General features: G+C 69.9%; 16 protein-coding genes and 1 pseudogene. 4 read left to right on the top strand and 13 right to left on the bottom strand.

Going from position 1 to position 17,340, the window contains the following annotated elements; translation table 11 throughout:
* The first annotated feature begins 222 nt into the window (after positions 1-222).
* From ACFTZL_RS20260 to ACFTZL_RS20245, 4 genes are all read left to right on the top strand, one after another.
* Positions 223-1,749: an alpha/beta hydrolase gene (locus ACFTZL_RS20260; RefSeq protein ID WP_382584462.1), complete on the top strand. Its 1,527-nt coding sequence runs from the start codon at positions 223-225 to the stop codon at positions 1,747-1,749.
* A 213-nt stretch (positions 1,750-1,962) separates the two neighbouring features.
* Positions 1,963-4,158, top strand: a complete 2,196-nt coding sequence (locus tag ACFTZL_RS20255; RefSeq protein WP_382584459.1) for an MMPL family transporter — start codon at positions 1,963-1,965, stop codon at positions 4,156-4,158.
* Between the two features lie 90 nt (positions 4,159-4,248).
* Positions 4,249-5,430 (top strand): sensor histidine kinase, encoded by a 1,182-nt coding sequence (locus ACFTZL_RS20250; RefSeq protein WP_382584456.1) that lies wholly within the window; start codon positions 4,249-4,251, stop codon positions 5,428-5,430.
* A gap of 23 nt (positions 5,431-5,453) precedes the next feature.
* A complete protein-coding gene (locus tag ACFTZL_RS20245) occupies positions 5,454-6,131 on the top strand; it encodes a response regulator (protein ID WP_382584453.1) in 678 nt (225 codons plus the stop codon).
* A gap of 32 nt (positions 6,132-6,163) precedes the next feature.
* Here the strand turns inward: ACFTZL_RS20245 and ACFTZL_RS20240 are convergent, their stop codons facing one another.
* The 13 genes and pseudogenes from ACFTZL_RS20240 to ACFTZL_RS20180 all read right to left on the bottom strand — a co-directional run.
* Positions 6,164-7,336: a lactonase family protein gene (locus tag ACFTZL_RS20240; RefSeq protein ID WP_382584451.1), complete on the bottom strand. Its 1,173-nt coding sequence runs from the start codon at positions 7,334-7,336 to the stop codon at positions 6,164-6,166.
* A gap of 58 nt (positions 7,337-7,394) precedes the next feature.
* Positions 7,395-8,858, bottom strand: coding sequence for a CitMHS family transporter (locus ACFTZL_RS20235; protein WP_382584448.1), 1,464 nt, complete (start codon positions 8,856-8,858; stop codon positions 7,395-7,397).
* Positions 8,859-9,055: 197 nt separating this feature from the next.
* Positions 9,056-10,441, bottom strand: a complete 1,386-nt coding sequence (locus ACFTZL_RS20230; RefSeq protein WP_382584445.1) for an aldehyde dehydrogenase family protein — start codon at positions 10,439-10,441, stop codon at positions 9,056-9,058.
* On the bottom strand, positions 10,438-10,872 hold the full coding sequence (locus tag ACFTZL_RS20225) for a cupin domain-containing protein (protein ID WP_382584442.1): 435 nt from the start codon (positions 10,870-10,872) through the stop codon (positions 10,438-10,440). The genes ACFTZL_RS20230 and ACFTZL_RS20225 overlap by 4 nt, the downstream gene beginning before the upstream one ends.
* Before the next feature lie 29 nt (positions 10,873-10,901).
* The gene (locus ACFTZL_RS20220; RefSeq protein ID WP_382584439.1) at positions 10,902-11,204 is read right to left on the bottom strand and encodes a putative quinol monooxygenase; all 303 of its coding nucleotides are present in this window, start codon (positions 11,202-11,204) and stop codon (positions 10,902-10,904) included.
* A complete protein-coding gene (locus tag ACFTZL_RS20215; RefSeq protein ID WP_382584436.1) occupies positions 11,201-12,271 on the bottom strand; it encodes an Ldh family oxidoreductase in 1,071 nt (356 codons plus the stop codon). The genes ACFTZL_RS20220 and ACFTZL_RS20215 overlap by 4 nt, the downstream gene beginning before the upstream one ends.
* A gap of 98 nt (positions 12,272-12,369) precedes the next feature.
* Positions 12,370-13,107, bottom strand: coding sequence for a GntR family transcriptional regulator (locus ACFTZL_RS20210; protein ID WP_382584434.1), 738 nt, complete (start codon positions 13,105-13,107; stop codon positions 12,370-12,372).
* 481 nt (positions 13,108-13,588) lie between these two features.
* Entirely contained in the window at positions 13,589-13,996 is a 408-nt protein-coding gene (locus ACFTZL_RS20205; protein ID WP_382584431.1) for a (Fe-S)-binding protein, read from the bottom strand.
* Entirely contained in the window at positions 13,921-14,418 is a 498-nt protein-coding gene (locus ACFTZL_RS20200; RefSeq protein ID WP_382584465.1) for a heterodisulfide reductase-related iron-sulfur binding cluster, read from the bottom strand. Before ACFTZL_RS20200 ends, ACFTZL_RS20205 begins: the two co-directional genes overlap by 76 nt.
* Positions 14,385-14,993, bottom strand: coding sequence for an FAD-linked oxidase C-terminal domain-containing protein (locus ACFTZL_RS20195; protein WP_382584428.1), 609 nt, complete (start codon positions 14,991-14,993; stop codon positions 14,385-14,387). The genes ACFTZL_RS20200 and ACFTZL_RS20195 overlap by 34 nt, the downstream gene beginning before the upstream one ends.
* Positions 14,990-15,487: an FAD-binding protein gene (locus ACFTZL_RS20190; protein ID WP_382584426.1), complete on the bottom strand. Its 498-nt coding sequence runs from the start codon at positions 15,485-15,487 to the stop codon at positions 14,990-14,992. Before ACFTZL_RS20190 ends, ACFTZL_RS20195 begins: the two co-directional genes overlap by 4 nt.
* 2 nt (positions 15,488-15,489) lie before the next feature.
* Entirely contained in the window at positions 15,490-16,929 is a 1,440-nt protein-coding gene (locus ACFTZL_RS20185) for a hypothetical protein (protein WP_382584423.1), read from the bottom strand.
* Positions 16,930-17,146: 217 nt separating this feature from the next.
* A pseudogene (locus ACFTZL_RS20180) lies at positions 17,147-17,340 on the bottom strand (acetyl-CoA C-acetyltransferase); the annotation flags it as partial.

Here is a 17,340-nt window from a genome sequence, read left to right as displayed (position 1 = left end):
CTACCAGCGGTGACGGTTTCATCCGGGGGCCCGGCCGCCGCGGGGGCCGCCCACTCGGCCGTTCGGCCGAGGCGACTGCCCGGTCCGGGGCGAAGCCCGGCCGTTCAGCCGATGCGAGTGAGGGCCCGGCGCCGGAAGGGTGAGCCACGGCGCCCGGCCGTCTCCGTCCGACACAGGCCCGGATGCCCGTTTCGACTCGTCTCCCCGGAAGGGCATCCCGCCATGCGTACCGCCCGTGTCCTCACGCTCGCCTCGGCCGGCCTGCTGATCGCCCTTGGCGTGCCCGTAGCGCAGGGCGCCATGTCCCGTCCCGCGGCGCCGCCGGACCCTCCCGCGGCCCTCGCCCGCTACTACGACCAGCGACCCGCCTGGCACCGCTGCGGCAGCGGCGAGGAGTACCCGGCCTCCTACCGGTGTGCCACCGTCACCGTGCCCCTCGACTACGCCCGCCCCACCGGCCCGACCCTGCGCCTGAAGATCTCCCGGCTGAACACCAGCGCTCCCGGCAAGCGGCACGGCGTGCTGCTCACCAACTCCGGCGGGCCCGGGCACCGCGGTCTCGACGACCCGCTGTCCATGAAGGAAACGCTGACAAAGAAGGTCAGGGAGCGCTACGACCTCATCGGCCTCGACCCGCGCGGACTGGGTGCCAGCAGCCCCCTGCGATGCGGCCTGACCGAGGGCGAGGCGAGCTCGGACGAACGGCCGTACCGAGCCGCCACTTTCGCCGAGGACACCGCCCGCGCCCGGCGCATCGCCGCCAAGTGCGTCGCCCGCGAAGGCGCCCGGCTGCCGTACATCAACACCCGGAACACCGCCCGCGACCTGGACGTCGTCCGCGGGGTCCTCGGAGAACGGAAAATCTCGTACGTCGGCTGGTCCTACGGCACCCAGATCGGCGCCGTGTACACCCAGCTGTTCCCCGGCCGCAGCGATCGTATGGTGCTCGACAGCGCCGTCGACCCGAACCGCTTCGGGCGGCACTCGGATCTGGTCATGGCCGCCGGATCCGAGGCCGCCTTCCGGGACTGGAGCCGCCTGACCGCCCGCCGTGACGGCACCTACCACCTTGGCGACACCCCGGCCGAGGTACGTGCCGCCTTCTGGAAGCAGGTGGCACGCGCGGACCGCACACCGGTCCTCTACAACGGCAGCGACGTGGACCACCAGGGCTGGGCCCTCACCGGCGCCGACATCCGTGCGTGGTTGCGTGTGGAGTTCTTCAACACGCCGTCCGACGCCGCACGCCATCTCGTCGAACTGCGCAGGTCAGCCGGTACCCGACCGCAGCCCGAGTCGGCGGGCGGGAGGGCGGACGCAGCCACCGACAACATCGTCTCGCTCCACTGGGCGGTCACCTGCGGCGACAACTCGGCCTCCTGGCCCCGCGACCCGGACCGCTACCGCCGCGACGCCGTCCGCGACCGTGTTCGCTACCCCCTGTACGGGGACTTCGCCGCCAACATCACCCCCTGCGCCTTCTGGCCGCGCGGCGCGGAGGCGGCCACCCGCGTCGACAACAGGGTCGGTGCCCTCGTCGTCCAGAACCAGTGGGACTCGCAGACCCCGCTGTCCGAGGGCCTGGCCATGCGCCGCGCACTGCACGGCGCCCGGCTGCTCAAGGTCGACGGCGGCCGGGGCCATGCCGTCTACGGCTTCCCCGGGGCCCCCGCCTGTGTCACCGCAATGGTGGACACCTACCTGACCGAGGGCCGGCTGCCGACCCGGGACACCACCTGCCGCGCGTAGCGGCTCCTCGCACCATGATCCCCGGCCCTGCCGTGGATGTACTCCATGCGCACGGGCTGCCCTGGCCAAACGGGGCGCCCACGGTCTGCTGCGATCGCAGTAGACGGAAGTGTCTGCGATCGGCTAACGACGGGAGACCAGGAAATTGCGAGCGTAGGGGTGGGCCGTGATCGTCGGCCCGGCTGCATGTCGTACCCCTGGAAAGGCTCGTCCATGTCCTCACTCGCCCGCTGGTGCCATCGGCACCGGCTCGCCGTCGTCCTGGTCTGGGTCGGCCTGTTGATCGCCCTGGGGGCCGGGGTCGGCGCCGCCGGTAACGCCTTCGGGAACAGCTCGACTTCACAGGACACCGACTCCGCCAGGGCGACGGCACTGCTGCAGCAGGCCTCCAACAGCGCCGCGGGCAAGAGCGGCCGGGTGGTCTGGCAGGTTGACGGCGGCGAGGTCACCGAGCCCGCTGCCGAGAAGGCCATGACCGAGACGCTGAGGGACATCGCCCACGCACCGGGTGTCGCCGCGGTGACCAGCCCCTACACGCCCGTCGGCAAGGCGCAGATCAGCGAGGACGGCAGGACGGCCTACGCGACGGTCGCCTTCGACCGGGACGTCTCGGACGCCCAGATCGACCACGTGAAGGGACTCGCCGCCGACCCGGGGCCGGACAGCCTGCACATCGCCTTCAACGGGCAGGCGTTCACCGTCAACCCCGAACCCAACGCCGTCGCCGACGCCATGGGCATCGTCCTCGCCTTCATCGTGCTGCTGTTCGTCTTCCGGGCCGTGTGGGTGGCGGCGCTGCCCATCATCACGGCCGTCGTCGGCGTCGGCACCTCCGCGGTCACAGTGATCCTGCTGAGCCATGTCATCACGCTCTCCGACACCACACTGACCCTCGGCTCGCTGATCGGTCTGGGTGTGGGCATCGACTACGCCCTGTTCATCGTCAACCGGCACCGCGGCAACCTTCTCGCCGGCATGGGCGTGGCCGAGTCGGTCGCCAAGTCCCTCAACACCTCCGGCCGGGCCGTCGTGTTCGCCGGGCTCACCGTCGTCGTCGCACTGCTCGGCATGCTCACCCTGAACGTCGGCATCATCAACGGCATGGCGATCGGCGCCGCCGTCACCGTGGTGCTGACCGTCCTGGCCGCCATCACCCTGCTGCCGGCGCTGCTCGGCATGATCGGCCCGCGCGTCCTCAGCCGCAAGGAGCGCCGCGAGAGGGCCGGTTGGCCTCGGGCGCACTCCTCGGGCCGGACCGGGGTGTGGGGCCGGTGGGCCGAGCGCGTCCAGGCCCGGCCCAAGACCCTGGGCCTCGTCGCCCTGGCCGTGCTGACCGCGCTCGCGTTCCCGACGCTCTCTCTGCGCCTGGGTGCGTCCGACGACGGCAACCTGCCCACGACGTCGACGAACCGTCAGGCGTACGACATGATCGCGGACGGGTTCGGCCCCGGCTTCAACGGCCCGCTCGTCCTGGCTGTCCAGGCCCCCACCGCCGCCGACAGGGCGGCCGAGGCAAAGCTGGTCACGTCCCTCGGAAAGGTCGACGGTGTCGCAAGTGCCAACGCCGCACCCATGAAGGACGGGCAGAACGTCGGGGCGGTTTCCGTCGTCCCGACGACCTCCCCGCAGTCGGCGGCGACCTCCGACCTGATCCACCACCTGCGTGATGACGTGATCCCGCAAGCCGAGCAGGGCACGTCCATGAAGGTGTACGTGGGCGGTGTCACCGCGAGCAACGACGACTTCGCGTCCGTCCTGATGGGCAAGCTGCCCCTCTTCGTCCTGGTGATCGCAGCGCTCGGATTCCTGCTGCTGACCGTCGCCTTCCGCAGTCTGCTCATCCCGGCCGTCGGCGCGCTGCTGAACCTCCTCAGCATCGGGGTGGCCTTCGGCGCGATCGTGGTCGTCTTCCAGTACGGCTTCGGCGCCGGAGCGCTCGGGCTGGGTGCCGCCGGACCGATCGAGTCGTTCGTGCCGATCCTCGTCGTCGGCATCATGTTCGGCCTCTCCATGGACTACCAGGTCTTCCTCGTCAGCAGGATGCGCGAGGAATGGGCCCACACCGGCGACAGCCACCGCGCCGTCCGGGTCGGACAGGCGGAGACCGGCAAGGTCATCGCCGTCGCCGCCGCCATCATGGTCTGCGTCTTCGGCTCCTTCGTGTTCGGCGGCATGCGGGTCATCTCCGAATTCGGCGTCAGCCTCGCCGTAGCGGTCGCCGCGGACGCGCTGCTGATCCGCATGATCGTCGTCCCCGCCCTCATGCACCTGTGCGGGAAGTCCAACTGGTGGCTCCCCCGCCGACTGGACAAGGCGCTGCCCAACGTATCCGTGGAGGGCCCAGCCGAGGAACCGGTGCACCCGCTGGACGCGGTGCGTGAGCCGGTGACAGCCGGCCTGGCCAACTGACCTGCACCACGAGGACCGACACCAAGCGTGGGTAGGCGGCAGGCGGGGTGACCCCCTCTTCCGCCTACCCGCGCTCCTTAGAGTGAGGGAATGGAACTGCCCATGGTGTGGCGACAGTGGCTGGCTCGTCATGACCGGATCAAAGACGTGCTGCCCGCGGTGCCTCTGATCGTGATCGCAGCCTCGGCGACCGCCATCGGCACGTCCGGCTGGCACGAGCCGCGCTGGGACGAGGTGGTGTGGACCGCGCTGTCGTGCGTGCCGCTGGCCTTCCGCAGCCGCTGGCCCCTGGGCGTCGCCCTCTTCACCCTGGCGGGTGACCTCACGCTGATGGTCGTCGCCTCGCACATCGCACCGACCCCGGCGGCGAGCCTGGTCGCCCTGTACACCCTCGCCGTCCGCGGCAGCCGGCGTACCGCGTGGCTCGTCGGCTCCGTCGCGGCCGTGGCGATCACCGGTGTCCACGCCGCCACCCACGGGCAATCCGTGGTGGGGGGAGACAGTCTGCTGCGGTTCGACTTCGCCATTGCGGCCACCGCTCTCGGCCGCGCCGTCCTCAGCCGCCGTCAGAATCTTGCTGCGGCCAGGGAACGGGCGGAACGCGCGGAACGCCTGCAGGAGGAGGAGGCCCGGCGCCGGGTCACCGAGGAGAGGGTCCGCATCGCCCGCGAACTGCACGACGTCGTCGCCCACCACATCACCCTGGTCAACGCCCAGGCGGGTGTGGCCCACCACCTCATGCGCGACAACCCGGAGCACGCGTACGAGGCACTGGCCCACATCAAGGACAACAGTCGCGCCGCTCTCGACGAACTGCGGGCCTCCGTCGGTCTGCTGCGTCAGCCCGACGACGCGCCCGGCTCGCGTGCCCCCATCCCCCGGCTTGCCGATCTCGACGCCCTCGTCGGCGGGTTCGAGGCGAGCGGACTGTCCGTGCGAGTGGCCCACACCGGTACTCCCGGACCGCTCGCGCCCGCAACCGAGCTGACCGCCTATCGCATCGTCCAGGAAGCCCTCACCAACTCCCACAAGCACGCATCCGGGGCCGGGGCCGTGGTGGTGCTGGACTACGGTGTGCACTCACTACGGGTCACTGTGACGGACGACGGACGTCCGGGTGCGCCCAAGGGTGCGGGCACCGGCCATGGACTGATCGGCATGCACGAGCGGGCCACCGCCATCCGCGGCACCGTGACCGCCGGGCCGCGCGCCGAGGGGGGCTTCCAGGTCATCGCCGAACTGCCGCTCTCGCTCGCCTCCACGACCGTCTGACACACCATGAGAAAGATCCGTCCATGACGATTCGCGTACTGCTCGCCGACGACCAGGCCCTGCTCCGGGGCACGTTCCGACTGCTCATCGACGCACAGCCGGACATGGAGGTCGTCGGGGAGGCCTCCCACGGCCGGGAAGCGGTACGGCTGGCACGGTCCGAACGCGCCGACGTCGTGGTCATGGACATCCGGATGCCCGATGTCGACGGCATCGAGGCCACCCGGCTCATCGGGCAGGACGAGGACCTGGCCGGGGTCCGGGTTCTCGTCCTGACCACGTTCGAGGAGGACGAGCTCGTCGTCGAGGCACTCCGGGCCGGCGCGAGCGGCTTCCTGGGCAAGGGGGTCGAACCGTCTCACCTCCTCGACGCCGTCCGACTCGTCGCCGCCGGTGAGGCGCTGCTCTCCCCCTCAGCCACCAAGGGGCTCATCGCCCGCGTCCTATCCCAGCCCTCCCCCGGCGACCTTGCCGACCCGCAGAGGCTGGCGACGCTGACTCCTCGGGAACGCGAGGTGCTGACCCTGGTGGGCACGGGTCTGTCCAACGACGAGATCGCCGAACGTCTCTTCGTCGCCACGGTGACCGTCAAGACCCACACCAACCGGGCCATGGCCAAACTCGGCGCCCGCGACCGCGCCCAGCTCGTCGTCATCGCCTACGAGACCGGGCTGGTCCGGGCCGGAGAACGACAAGGATGAGCCTCGCGCTGTCAGCCCCCTAGGTGCCGGCCCTAGGTCGAGAAGACGATGCAGACCGGCGAGCCGGTGGCCACAGATCTGCCGGTGGGCTGCAGGTCGCCTTCCCGTGTGATGTGGAAGGCGGTGATGGTGTCGGTTGCCTGGTTGGCGGCGTACAGGGTGGTGCCGGTCGGGTCGGTGGTGAAGAACCGCGGCTGCCTGCCGCCGGCCGGAGTCCAGCGTGGGGTGTGCAGGGTGCCGTCGTCATGGACGGCGTAGGTGGCGATGCTGTCGTGGCCGCGGTTGGAGACGAACAGGAAGTGCGCGTCGGGGGTGAGTTGGATTCCGGCTGCGGTGTTGTCGCCGGTGTAGATGGGCGGCACGCTCGGCAGCCAGGAGCGTGGGGTGAGGGCGCCGGTCTCGGGGTCGTAGGCGTACGTGGTGACCTGGGAGTTCAGCTCATCGGCGACGTAGGCCAATGACAGGTGGGGGTGGTAGGCGATGTGGCGGGGGCCCGCGCCGGAGCGGACGGTGGTGGTCGCGGGGGTGGCTGGGGTCAGACGTCCGGCGGCGGTGTCGTAGGTGAAGTGGTGGATGCGGTCCGTGCCCTTGTCGGGGACGAGGACGTGGCGTTTGTCGGGGGCGACGGGGATGTGGTGGGGATGGGGGCCGTTCTGCTGGGTGCGGTGGGGGCCGGGGGTGCCGGTCAGTTCGATGACCTGGTCGGCCGACCCGAGCCGGCCGTCCGCGGCGCGGGGCAGAACGGCGAGGGTACCGGTGGCGTAGTTGGCGACCAGGAGGCGCCGGTTGTCGGGGGTGGGGGCGAGGTGGACCGGGTTCGTGCCCTTGCTGGGCTGGGAGCCGAGTGGGGTGAGGCGCCCGGTGCGTTGGTTGATGGCGTAGGCGCTGACCTGGTCGAGGTCGCCGTGGACGGCGTAGAGGAATGACTGGGTGTGATCGAGGGTGAGGAAGGACGGGTTGGGGAGGGTCTCGGTGACGTCGACTTGCTGCCAGCGGCCGGGTCCGTCGACGCGGAACACGGCTATGCCCTTGCCGTGCCCCTCTCGTTGAGCGGTGGTGTAGCAGCCGACATAGGCGAAACGCGGTGAGACGGCGGGGCGGGTGCGGTGCGGTGCCGCGACGGCTGTGAGCGCTGGGCCGAAGGCGAAGGCAGCGCCGGCAGCGAGGGTGAGGGCAGCTCTGCGGGAGGTGCTGGGGACCGTCACGGTGCGGCTCCTGCGGGTCGGGGGTGGGGCATGACGAGACTCGGGGCGGGAGAGCCGGTCAGAGAGGGAAAGCGAGGGTCAGGCCCCCGACGACGAGCATGATCAGGCCGACGACGACGGCGCGCCAGATCGTCTTGCGGTGGTGGTCGCCAAGGTCGACCTTGGCCAGCCCCACGAGCAGCAGGAAGGACGCGACGATCGGGCTGGACTGGTGCAGAGGCTGGCCGACAAGGGAGGCACGGGCCATCTCCAGCGGGGTGACACCGTAGTGGGAGGCCGTCTCGTTGAGTACCGGCAGCATGCCGAAGTAGAAGGCGTCGTTGCTGGTGAAGAAGGTCATGGGGATGGACAGCAGGCCGGTGATGACGGGGAAGTGCGCTCCCAGGGAGCCCGGGATGATGCCCACCAGCCAGTCCGCCATCGCTTCCACCATGCCGCTGCCGCTGAGGACACCGGTGAGAACGGTGGCGGCGAAGACCATGCCGACGACGCCCACGACGCTGGAGGCGTGCGCCTGGAGTTGCTCGCGCTGTTCCGCGACGCGAGGGAAGTTGAGGACCAGAGCGATCGCCACGGCGACGAAGAAGAGGACTGCGGGTTCGACGGTTCCCTCCACGAGGAGGGTCATCACGGCGAGAGTGAGGGCGAGGTTGAGCCACAGCAGCTTCGGGCGGGCGTTGGGCCGGTTGATGGTGCCGTCGGAGGAGATCAACGCGGCGTCCGCTTCGGGCCGGTGCTCGGTCTCGGCCGAGGTGGCGTCGCCTTCCGAAGGGCCGGTTGCCACAGCGACCGAGGTGGTGCCCGAGGCCGGGGCCGGGGCGGTCCGTGTGGAACGCGCGGCCGGTGCGGCCCGGCCGGAGTCGCCGCCCTTGCGCAGGACGCCGTCGCGGAGCTCCACTACGGCGCCCAGGCGGATGCGTTCGCTGCGGCCGAGAAGGTAGGCGAAGACCAGGGTGGCAATGAGGCCGGCGGCGATCGCGGGGATCATCGGTACGAAGATGTCGATCGGTGAGACCTTCAGGGCTGCTGCCGCACGAGCGGTGGAGCCGCCCCACGGCACGGTGTTGAGCACACCGTTGGCGGTGGCCGTCACACAGGTCAGGACGACGGGGCTCATGCCGAGACGGAGGTAGATCGGCAGGAAGGCGGAGGTGACGATGATGAACGTCGTGGAGCCGTCTCCGTCGAGGGAGACGATCGTGGCGAGCAACGCCGTGCCCACGACGATCTTCGCTGGATCGTGGCCCACCACCCGCAGAATGGCCCGGATCAGCGGGTCGAAGAGTCCGACATCGATCATGATGCCGAAGAACGTGATGGCGAAGAACAGCAAGGCCGCCGTGGGCGCCACGTCCTCGATCGACTTCGTGATGTCATCGCCAAGTCCCAGGCCCCCTCCCGCCGCCAAGCCGAAGACGAGGGGCACCAGGATGAGGGCGGCGACAGGCACCACACGCTTGCTCATGACCAGGTAGAGAAACGTCGCGATCATCGCGAATCCAAGGAGGACCAGCATGGTCATCCCCTTTCTATGAAGCCGTAACAGAGTCTGTATACAGGCCTGAATTCGACCCTGTATAGACCTGTGTCGACAGCAAATCGGCAGGGAACACCGGCAGGTCAGGGGCAGGATGCGCGCGCGGGCGGGCAGCACGAGGACCTGTCTGCCGGTGTGGTGGCAGACAGGTCCTGGAAGGGGTCAATGAGCTCCTGAACCGGTCAGGCGGTGACCCAGTAGGTGCGCGTGTTGGTGAACTCGCGGATGCCGGCGGCGGCCAGTTCGCGGCCGTAGCCGCTGCGCTTGGTGCCGCCGAAGGGCAGGCGCGGGTCGGAGGCGACGATCGCGTTCACGAAGGCCGCGCCGCTGGTGATACGGCGCGCGAGGGCCACGCCGCGGCCGGGCTCGGCGGTCCAGATGCTCAGGCCGAGTCCGTAGGCGGTGGCGTTCGCCAGCCGTACGGCGTCATCATCGTCCTGGGCGACAGTGATGGCGGCGAGCGGGCCGAAAGTCTCCTCGTCGAAGGCGGCCATGCCAGGGCCGGTGTCCGCCAGCACGGTCGGCTGGTAGAAGTAGCCGTCGCCGGGGACCGGTTTGCCTCCGGTCAGCAGGCGGGCGCCCGCGGCGACGGACTCCTCGACCTGCCGCCGGATCGCCGCCCGCAGGTCATCCCGGGCGAGCGGGCCGACCTGGGTGTCCCGCTCGCGCGGGTCGCCGAGACGCTGGGCTTCGACGCCCGCCACGAACGCGGCGGTGAAGGCGTCCGCCACCGAGGCAGCGACGATGAACCGCTTCGCGCACACGCAGCTCTGACCGGAATTGGTGAAGCGCGCCTTCACCGCGGCCGCTGCGGCTCCTTCGGCATCGGCGTCGTCCAGGACCACGAAGGCGTCCGAACCGCCCAGCTCCAGAACGGACTTCTTCGCAGCGCGCCCCGCCGCCGAGCCGACGGCCGCGCCCGCCCGGTTACTTCCGGTGAGGGTGACGGCGGCGACGCGATCGTCCTCGATGAGCTCGGCAGTAACCTCCGGCACGTCGCCGTCGGCGATCACCAGCGTGGTCACCAGGTGCTCGGGGAAACCGGCCTCGACGAAGAGGCTTTGCAGGGCGAGCGCGCTGCCGGTGACGTTCGAGGCGTGCTTGAGCAGGATCCCATTCCCGGCGATCAGGGACGGGATCGCGAAACGCATGACCTGCCAGACGGGGAAGTTCCACGGCATGACGGCCAGGACCAGGCCGATCGGCTCGTAGGCGACCCAGGCTTCGGCCCCGTCGACGTCCACGCGTTCGTCGGCGAGGATTCCGGGGCCCTGCTCGGCGTAGTACTCGGCGGTCAAGGCGGACTTGCTCACCTCTCCTTCCGCCTCACCGACCGGCTTGCCCATCTCGCTGACGGCCAGATGGGCCAGCATTCCCTTGTGTTCACGCAGGACACTGGCCAGGTGACCGACGCGGGTGGCCCGTTCGGTGACGGGGACCATGGCCCAAGCGCGGGCGGCGGCGTGAGCACGTTCCACAGCCGCCTCGATCCGAACGGCGTCCCAGCCTTCGTATTCGGCGAGCGACTGCCCGGTGGCGGGGTTGATGGTGCGTATGGTGGCGCTCATACGGTGGGTGCCCCTCCCTTGTCGCTTGCGGAGAGGTGCTCGAAGGTCTCGCCGGTGGCGGTGATGGTGCGGGTGACGTCCCGGCCGCCATAGACCCAGTAGATCCGCATGACGCCCTCGCCTCGGTTGAAGAACCGGTGCGGGATGCCCGCCGGGACCCAGGTCGCCTGGCCGACCTCCAGGTCGAAGAACTCACCGTCGATCTCGGCGGTCGCCTCGCCTTCGAGGATCAGGACCGACTCCTCGACGTTGTGGCTGTGCAGGGGCAGGCCGGTGCCGGGCTGGAAGACGGTCTGGCCGGTGGTGATGACTGCCTTCTCGGAGTTCCACTTGCCGACGTAGGGGAGGGTGGCCACTCCACCGCCGCGGTCGAAGCGTTCGACCTCGTCGGGATGGATGAGCAGGTTCGGTGCGGCGGGCTTGGTGCACATGCGGCGGCTCCGTTCGGGAGTGCGGGAGTTCAGGAGTGGTGGAACAGGCGACGGGAGAGCGTGTTGACCTGACTGCCGGGCACGACGTACTTGGCCGCGGCCTCGCGCCAGACTTTGAAGTGGGGTGCGGCGCGGTGGGCGTCGACGGCGGCCTCGTCGTCGTAGAGCTCGTGGAAGACGAAGTGGTGGTCGTCGGCCAGGTCGCAGACGACGTCGAAGTAGCGGCAGCCGGGTTCGTCGGTGAAGGAACGTTCGGCGTTCCCCTCGATGGCCTTGAGGAAGTCTTCCCGGCAGCCGGGGACGACCTGGAGGGACACGGTCAGCGCGATCATGCGGACAGCTCCTGTGGGGTGACGGGGGTGGGCAGGGGGACGGCAGTGGCGTCGGCGATGGCCGCAAGGGCAGCCCAGGTGTCGTCGACGACCGTGATGCCCTCGGCGCTCAGACGCTCGGCGGTCCGGACCTCCGGCTCGCCGGGGACGAAGATCTCGGCCGTGCCGGGAGCGGCCGGGGTGGACTTGGTCTCCTCGATCAGGGCTTCCATACGCCCCTCGAACTCGGCCGGGTCGGCCATCGACCGGATGTCGACACAGATCAGCAGGTGTCCGACGCCGCTTCGGCCGGTGGGGCGGTACGGGCCGACCACGCCGGATCCGAAGGCACTGCCGGTCAGCACGCCCGCCAGGACGTCGAACATGAAGGAGATGGCGTAACCCTTGTGGCCGGCCATCGGCAGGATCAGGCCCTCGATCGCGCGGCGCGGGTCGGTGGTCGGCACACCGTCCGCGTCGGCCGCCCAGCCCTCGGGGATCGGCTCGCCGCGCTCCTTGGCGTGGTAGATCTTGCCGCGCGCTACCGAGGTGTTGGCGATGTCCATCACGACCGTGCCGAAACGGCCACCCGGGGCGGCGATCGACCACGGGTTGGTGCCGACCCGCTTCTCCCGGCCCCCCCAAGGAGCCATCGCCGGGCTGGCATTGGTGGCCAGCAGCGCGACACAGCCCTGCTCGGCGGCCTTGCGGGTGAAGTACGCGGCCGTACCGAAGTGACCGGAATTGCGCACCGCGACCGCGCTGATCCCGTGCCGGCGGGCGCGCTCCACACCCCATGTCACCGCACGGTCGGTGAGCACCTGGCCGAGGCCGTCGCACCCGTCCACGACCAGGACGGCGCCGCTGTCTGTCACGACCTCGGGGGCGGCGACGGCGGTGGTCGCACCGCTCGCGAGACGGCCGAGGTACCACGGCAGGCGCAGCATCCCGTGAGAGGGATGACCCCACAGCTCCGCGGTCACCAAAGTGTCCGCGAGCAGTCGGGCGTCCGCGGGCGGAACGCCGTGAGCTTCAGTGGCGGCGGTGGCGAACCCCAGCAGGTCGGCGGCACCGACGGTATGCGGCATAAGACGGCCCCTCGCATCGAGGACTAATGTATCCGTTCCTGTATACAGGATGCCTCAAGCGGAAGCCATCGGTACGGGTGACCACCTGACCGCGAGCTTCAGAGGAGGTGCTGGCGGGCGACATCCAGGTGGATGTTCGCGCCGACGGCGAAATCCTGGCCGGTCAGGCTGTCGATGAGCGCTTGGAGGGTCTGCGCGAGATGGTGCCGGCCGGCCGCCTCCGCCGCCTGCGCGTCCCCCTGCACGATCGCCTTCAGCATCGCGCGGTGCTCCTCCAGCGACGTGAGCATGCGGCGCGGACCGCTGTGTGACAGATGCCGCAGCCGTACGGTCTCGCTGCGCAGGTCACGGATCGTGCGGGCGAGGTAGGGGTTGCGGCAGGCGGCGATGACGGCCTGGTCGAAGCCTTCGGTCACCTCGTAGAACTCCTGGTAGGACCGCGTCTGCGCGGCGGCGTCCAGCGCACGGAAGGACTCCTCGAACTTCTCCAGCCGCTCCAGCAGTTCACGGAACGGCACCAGTACACGCTCGTCGGCAGCACCCGCTGTCGCGACCGACGCGGCCGCACGCGGCTCCAGCAGCATCCGGAAGTCGAACAGGGCCCGCACCCCGCCCAGCGAGATCGCGGCGACCCGGGCGACCTCCCCCGGCACGAAATCGACCAGGCCCTCCCGGGCCAGGCGCCGGATGGCCTCCCGCACCGGCGTCCGCGAGGCACCGAGCTCCTCCCCCAGCTGGACCTCGCTCAACTTGGCCCCCGGCCGCAGCCGCAGCGACTCGATGTCGCTCTTCAGCCGCTCGTAGACCGCCTCGCTCTTACCGGTTGCCCGAGCCATACATCTCCCCGCCGCGTTTTCGCACACCTTTGTGTATACAGCCTACCGTCACCCGACTCCCGGGGCCGATCTTGAGTCAGGGAAGTCGCGCTCGACCGGCGCTCGGGACCGGCGCGCCCAAGTCCGACGAATCCGAGGTCGGCGATGGCTCCGAGGTGCGTCCGGGGCGCGGCGGAGCCCTTCAGCAGGCGGCCCCTGTTGTGGGTGAGCGCGATCACGAGAGCCAACATGGGCGTCGGGGCGCAGACCATGGTGCTTGTGTGAGCCGGAACAGCTCTTCCCCGCCGTGGCACGCAGCCAGGGTCCTCGGGCTCGTCGCCGACGGCACCGAACCCGCGCTGTTCGGTGCCACGCCGAAGACCGCGTCTCCTACGTGTTCTGCCGCTGCGGCCCAGCGCTGGACGCCCTCTCCGACACCCGGTACCGCGTCCGCGCTACTGGGAACATGGGCCCGATGCCCAGCGCCCGGGCGGTGTGCGCATCATGCCGGGCCGTCCGCCGCACGGCGTACCGTCGGCAGGATCGACGTAGCGCCGCCGAGGGAGGCGTCCAGAAGCTCGACAGGGTGGACGATGGGAACCTCCGCGTCCCCTGCGTGGCGCCGGATCTGCAGGAGGCAGCCCGCATTGCCCGTGGCGATCACGTCGGGCCGGCCGACGAGGAGGCTTTCGGCCTTGCGGCGACCCAAGCGTTCAGCCGACTCGGGCTGCAACACATTGCAGATCCCCGCCGAGCCGCAGCAGATCTCCGGCTCCGCCACGTCCACCCGCGTCAATTCCGGTATGGAGTTCAGGACCTGCCGAGGCTCGGCCGTCACCCGCTGTGCGCTCGCCAGGTGGCAGGCGTCGTGATAGGCCACGCGCAGGGGCAGGGGGTTGCGCGGGGCCATCGGGGCAGGGACGTGAGCAGCTCGTGGACATCACGGACCTTCGCCGAGAACGACTCTGCCCGCTCGGCGTAAGCCGGATCGTCGCGTAGCAGGTCCCCGCATTCCTTGAGCGTGGAACCACAGCCGGCGACATTGACCACGATGGCGTCCACGTCCAGGGCACCGAGGACGTCGATGATGCCCCGCGCCCGCCGCGCCACGTCGTCGGTCGAGCCCGCATGCATGCTGAGCGCACCGCAACACGGCTGGCCCGGTGGGATGACGACGTCACAGCCCTCGGCCGCCAGTACCCGGGGGGTGGCGCGTTCACGTGACCGAAGTGGACCCGCTGGGCGCAACCGGTCAACAAGGCGACCCGGAGCGCCGTTCGGTCCGGGCCGGCACGAAGTCAGGAGACCGGGACATAGGGCGCGCAAGCGCACCGGCGGCAGCAGAACGCCGAGGGCGTGGAGCCGGGGCGGCAGCAGTCGACGCAAGAGCCGCTGCAGACCGATGCGTTGGTACAGAAGACCGAGCACGGTGACCACGCGCAGCAGCTCGCCGGCCGCCCGGTCGTACAGCACCAGAGGATGCAGGTGCCGTCACCGGCATGGAACACGTTCGCCACCCGCAGCCCCGCTTCGTCGGCCATCCGCGAAATCCGGATCAGCACCTCGCCCAGCCGTCCGCGCGGGACCACGCCGTCCTGGACGATGTAGTCCGGGCTGAGCCGCCCTGCCGCAGCGAACGCGGCTTTGCGGCCCCGCCGGATCAGCTCCCGCTCGGCCGGCCCGGCGGCCACGCGCAACTTCGTGCTCCCGTACCGTCGGCACAGTTCGAGTACCTGGTCGAACTGTTCAGTGACCTCGTCGGCCGGGCCGTCCAGTTCGATGACGAGCGCGGCCTCGGCCTCGGTGGTGTAGTCGGCGGCGACAGCGGCCTCGACCGTCGTGATGGTGAGGTTGTCCAGCATCTCGATGGCCGCTGGAACGATCCCGGCGCCGATGACAGCGGTCACCGTCTACCCGCCGCGGCCACCGCGGAGAAGTCGGCCGGCCACCACCGTCGAGACGGTCGCGGGCCGGGGCAGCAGCCTGACCACGACTCCGGTTGACACGGATCCGGCGCGTAGTACAGGCCGTACGGTGCCGCGGCCCGGCTGATGTCGCGGTTGGTGACGCCGGGCTCGACGACGGCCCGCCGGTTCACCGGGTCGACGTCGAGCACGCGGCGCAGCCGCTGCAGGGAGATCACCACACCGTCGGCGACCGGCAGGGTTCCGCCGGACAGACCCGGGCCGGCGCCCCGCGCCACGAACGGGATGCCGTGGCGGGCACAGACCGCGACGGTGGCCGCCACTTCGGCGGCAGATCTCGGCAGGGCGACCAGGGCGGGAACCACGCGGTAACCCGTCAGGCCATCGCACTCACATGTGCGAAGCTCGGTCGACTCGGTCAGGACGTCCTCCCTGCCGAGGACGGCGACGAGGTCGCGGATCACGGAAGCGTCCATCGCTACTGGTTCCGGCCGTACTCGATGACCACGGTCTCGAAGAGCGACAGTTCGGGCAGGGTCAGCGAGACCGTTCCGCCGTGGAAGGACAGGGGAATGCCGACGCCGGCACGCAGCGCGTGAGCGCGGAGAGGCGGGCGGTCGATAGCGAGTTTCACAGTGATGTCGCGGACCGGAACCGGGGCGTGGAAGGCGGTGCCAAGCTGGCCGGTCAGGTTCACCAGGTTGACGAGTTGGCACCCGGCGCCGGGGTTGTCCCGCAGTGTCACCTCCACCATGGACGACGCGTCGGTGGTCAGACGGGGTTCGAGGCCGAGCAGGTCGCGCAGGGCTGCCATCACCAGGCGCGCGTGACCGTCGTGCGCGTACTCCTGGTAGTGGGTGCCGATGTTCCAGGGGATCTCCACGTCGCCGGACGGCGTACGAACGATTCCCGGCGTATCGGTGACCTCTGTGTAGTAGCACTTCTCCGGAGGGCCGAACATGTGCGGTGCTATGTAAGCCAGATACCCTTCGCCCCCGCTCGCGGTGGGTTCGAACGCGCCGTACAGGTACACCAGGTCAAGGTCCTCCAGGCCGGAGAGGGTCTTCTTGTCATCCGGGCGGATGGCGAAGTACGCGCCCTGAATGTGTTCGTCGCTGGTGGTGCCGGTCCTGAGGACGCGGCCCTCCGTGTCGATGTCCAGACGGGCGTCGGGCAGGACGACCACCGCGTAGTCACGCAGGCGTTCCCGGTCCGCCACGGCCTGGCTGATCACGTCGAACTGCACGTGGTTCTCGGCGAGGATCCGGTAGAGGCCGAAGAACTCCGCTCCCCGGCCCCGCGGTTGGACCAGGCACACCTCGGAGACCGGTGTGGTGCCGGTGTAGTAGCGCTCGTGTGCGGCGTGGAAGGCGTACAGGTCGCGTACCTGGTCGAAGCACCGCCGGTCCTCCTGCCCGTCGAGCGTGCCGAGGACGTAGAAGTCCAGCCAGCCTCCGTGCACCGTGTCCTGAGCGAGCCGAAGCGCCGTCAGATGGGGCGATACCGCGGAGTGGCGCATCGGGAAGTCCACGAAATGGACCGCGGCGTTGCTCACCGCCATACCCGGGAAGCTTTCGGTGACCATCTTCACCTGGTGGCTGGCCGAGTAGGTGAAGTCCGGCAGACCGTCGGCCATGTGCGTTCCGGACTCCAGGCGGAAGATGTCCGTTCCGGCCGGTGTGTAGTTGCAGGTGGCGATGGACGGCCGGATGCCCTTCACGGTGGCGGCCCGGCGCTCGAAGAGCTCGGCGACGGTACGGGCCTGGAACTCCAGGTAGGCCAGGTAGCTCGCATCGTCCACGGACCGGGGCAGCTCTCCCGCCTCACCGAAGCGGCGCGCGCAGTTGTCACACTGGCAGAAGCCGTGGAAGACACGACTGTAGTCGCGTACCTGGTAACCGTGCATGTTGATGAACACGCCGTCGATCGGGTAGCGCGAGGCGACCTCGGCGAGGATCTCAAGGGAGTGCTCCTGCTGGTACGCTAGCAGACCTGGGTTGACAGCAGCCGGACAACCGTATGCCGCCGCGGCAGATGGTGGCCGAGCCAAGACTGGTCTCGGCTCCGGAGCAACGGCTCGAAAAGCGACATCAGTCCGCCGAGCGGGCCACCGGAGCCCGCTCGGAACGACTGGGTCAGAGGCGTTCGATGATGGTCACGTTGGCCTGACCGCCGCCCTCGCACATCGTCTGCAGCCCGTAGCGGCCGCCGGTGCGTTCCAGTTCGTGCAGCAGTGTGGTCGTCAGCCGGGTGCCGGTGGCGCCGAGCGGGTGGCCGAGCGCGATCGCGCCGCCGTTGGCGTTGACCTTCTCCGGATCGGCGCCGGTCT

Source organism: Streptomyces sp. NPDC056948 (genome assembly GCF_042674225.1).
Taxonomy (GTDB): Bacteria; Actinomycetota; Actinomycetes; order Streptomycetales; family Streptomycetaceae; genus Streptomyces; species Streptomyces purpurascens.
This window is presented reverse-complemented; position numbering and strand designations above follow the sequence as displayed.

Bases quoted from the DNA above. Each gene is read 5' to 3' on its own strand.
- ACFTZL_RS20215 (WP_382584436.1), bottom strand. From the start codon at position 12,271: ATGCCGCATACCGTCGGTGCCGCCGACCTGCTGGGGTTCGCCACCGCC.
- ACFTZL_RS20250 (WP_382584456.1), top strand. From the start codon at position 4,249: ATGGAACTGCCCATGGTGTGGCGACAGTGGCTGGCTCGTCATGACCGG.
- ACFTZL_RS20210 (WP_382584434.1), bottom strand. From the start codon at position 13,107: ATGGCTCGGGCAACCGGTAAGAGCGAGGCGGTCTACGAGCGGCTGAAG.
- ACFTZL_RS20260 (WP_382584462.1), top strand. From the start codon at position 223: ATGCGTACCGCCCGTGTCCTCACGCTCGCCTCGGCCGGCCTGCTGATC.
- ACFTZL_RS20205 (WP_382584431.1), bottom strand. From the start codon at position 13,996: ATGGCCCCGCGCAACCCCCTGCCCCTGCGCGTGGCCTATCACGACGCC.
- ACFTZL_RS20225 (WP_382584442.1), bottom strand. From the start codon at position 10,872: ATGTGCACCAAGCCCGCCGCACCGAACCTGCTCATCCATCCCGACGAG.
- ACFTZL_RS20230 (WP_382584445.1), bottom strand. From the start codon at position 10,441: ATGAGCGCCACCATACGCACCATCAACCCCGCCACCGGGCAGTCGCTC.
- ACFTZL_RS20220 (WP_382584439.1), bottom strand. From the start codon at position 11,204: ATGATCGCGCTGACCGTGTCCCTCCAGGTCGTCCCCGGCTGCCGGGAA.
- ACFTZL_RS20235 (WP_382584448.1), bottom strand. From the start codon at position 8,858: ATGACCATGCTGGTCCTCCTTGGATTCGCGATGATCGCGACGTTTCTC.
- ACFTZL_RS20190 (WP_382584426.1), bottom strand. From the start codon at position 15,487: ATGGACGCTTCCGTGATCCGCGACCTCGTCGCCGTCCTCGGCAGGGAG.
- ACFTZL_RS20255 (WP_382584459.1), top strand. From the start codon at position 1,963: ATGTCCTCACTCGCCCGCTGGTGCCATCGGCACCGGCTCGCCGTCGTC.
- ACFTZL_RS20245 (WP_382584453.1), top strand. From the start codon at position 5,454: ATGACGATTCGCGTACTGCTCGCCGACGACCAGGCCCTGCTCCGGGGC.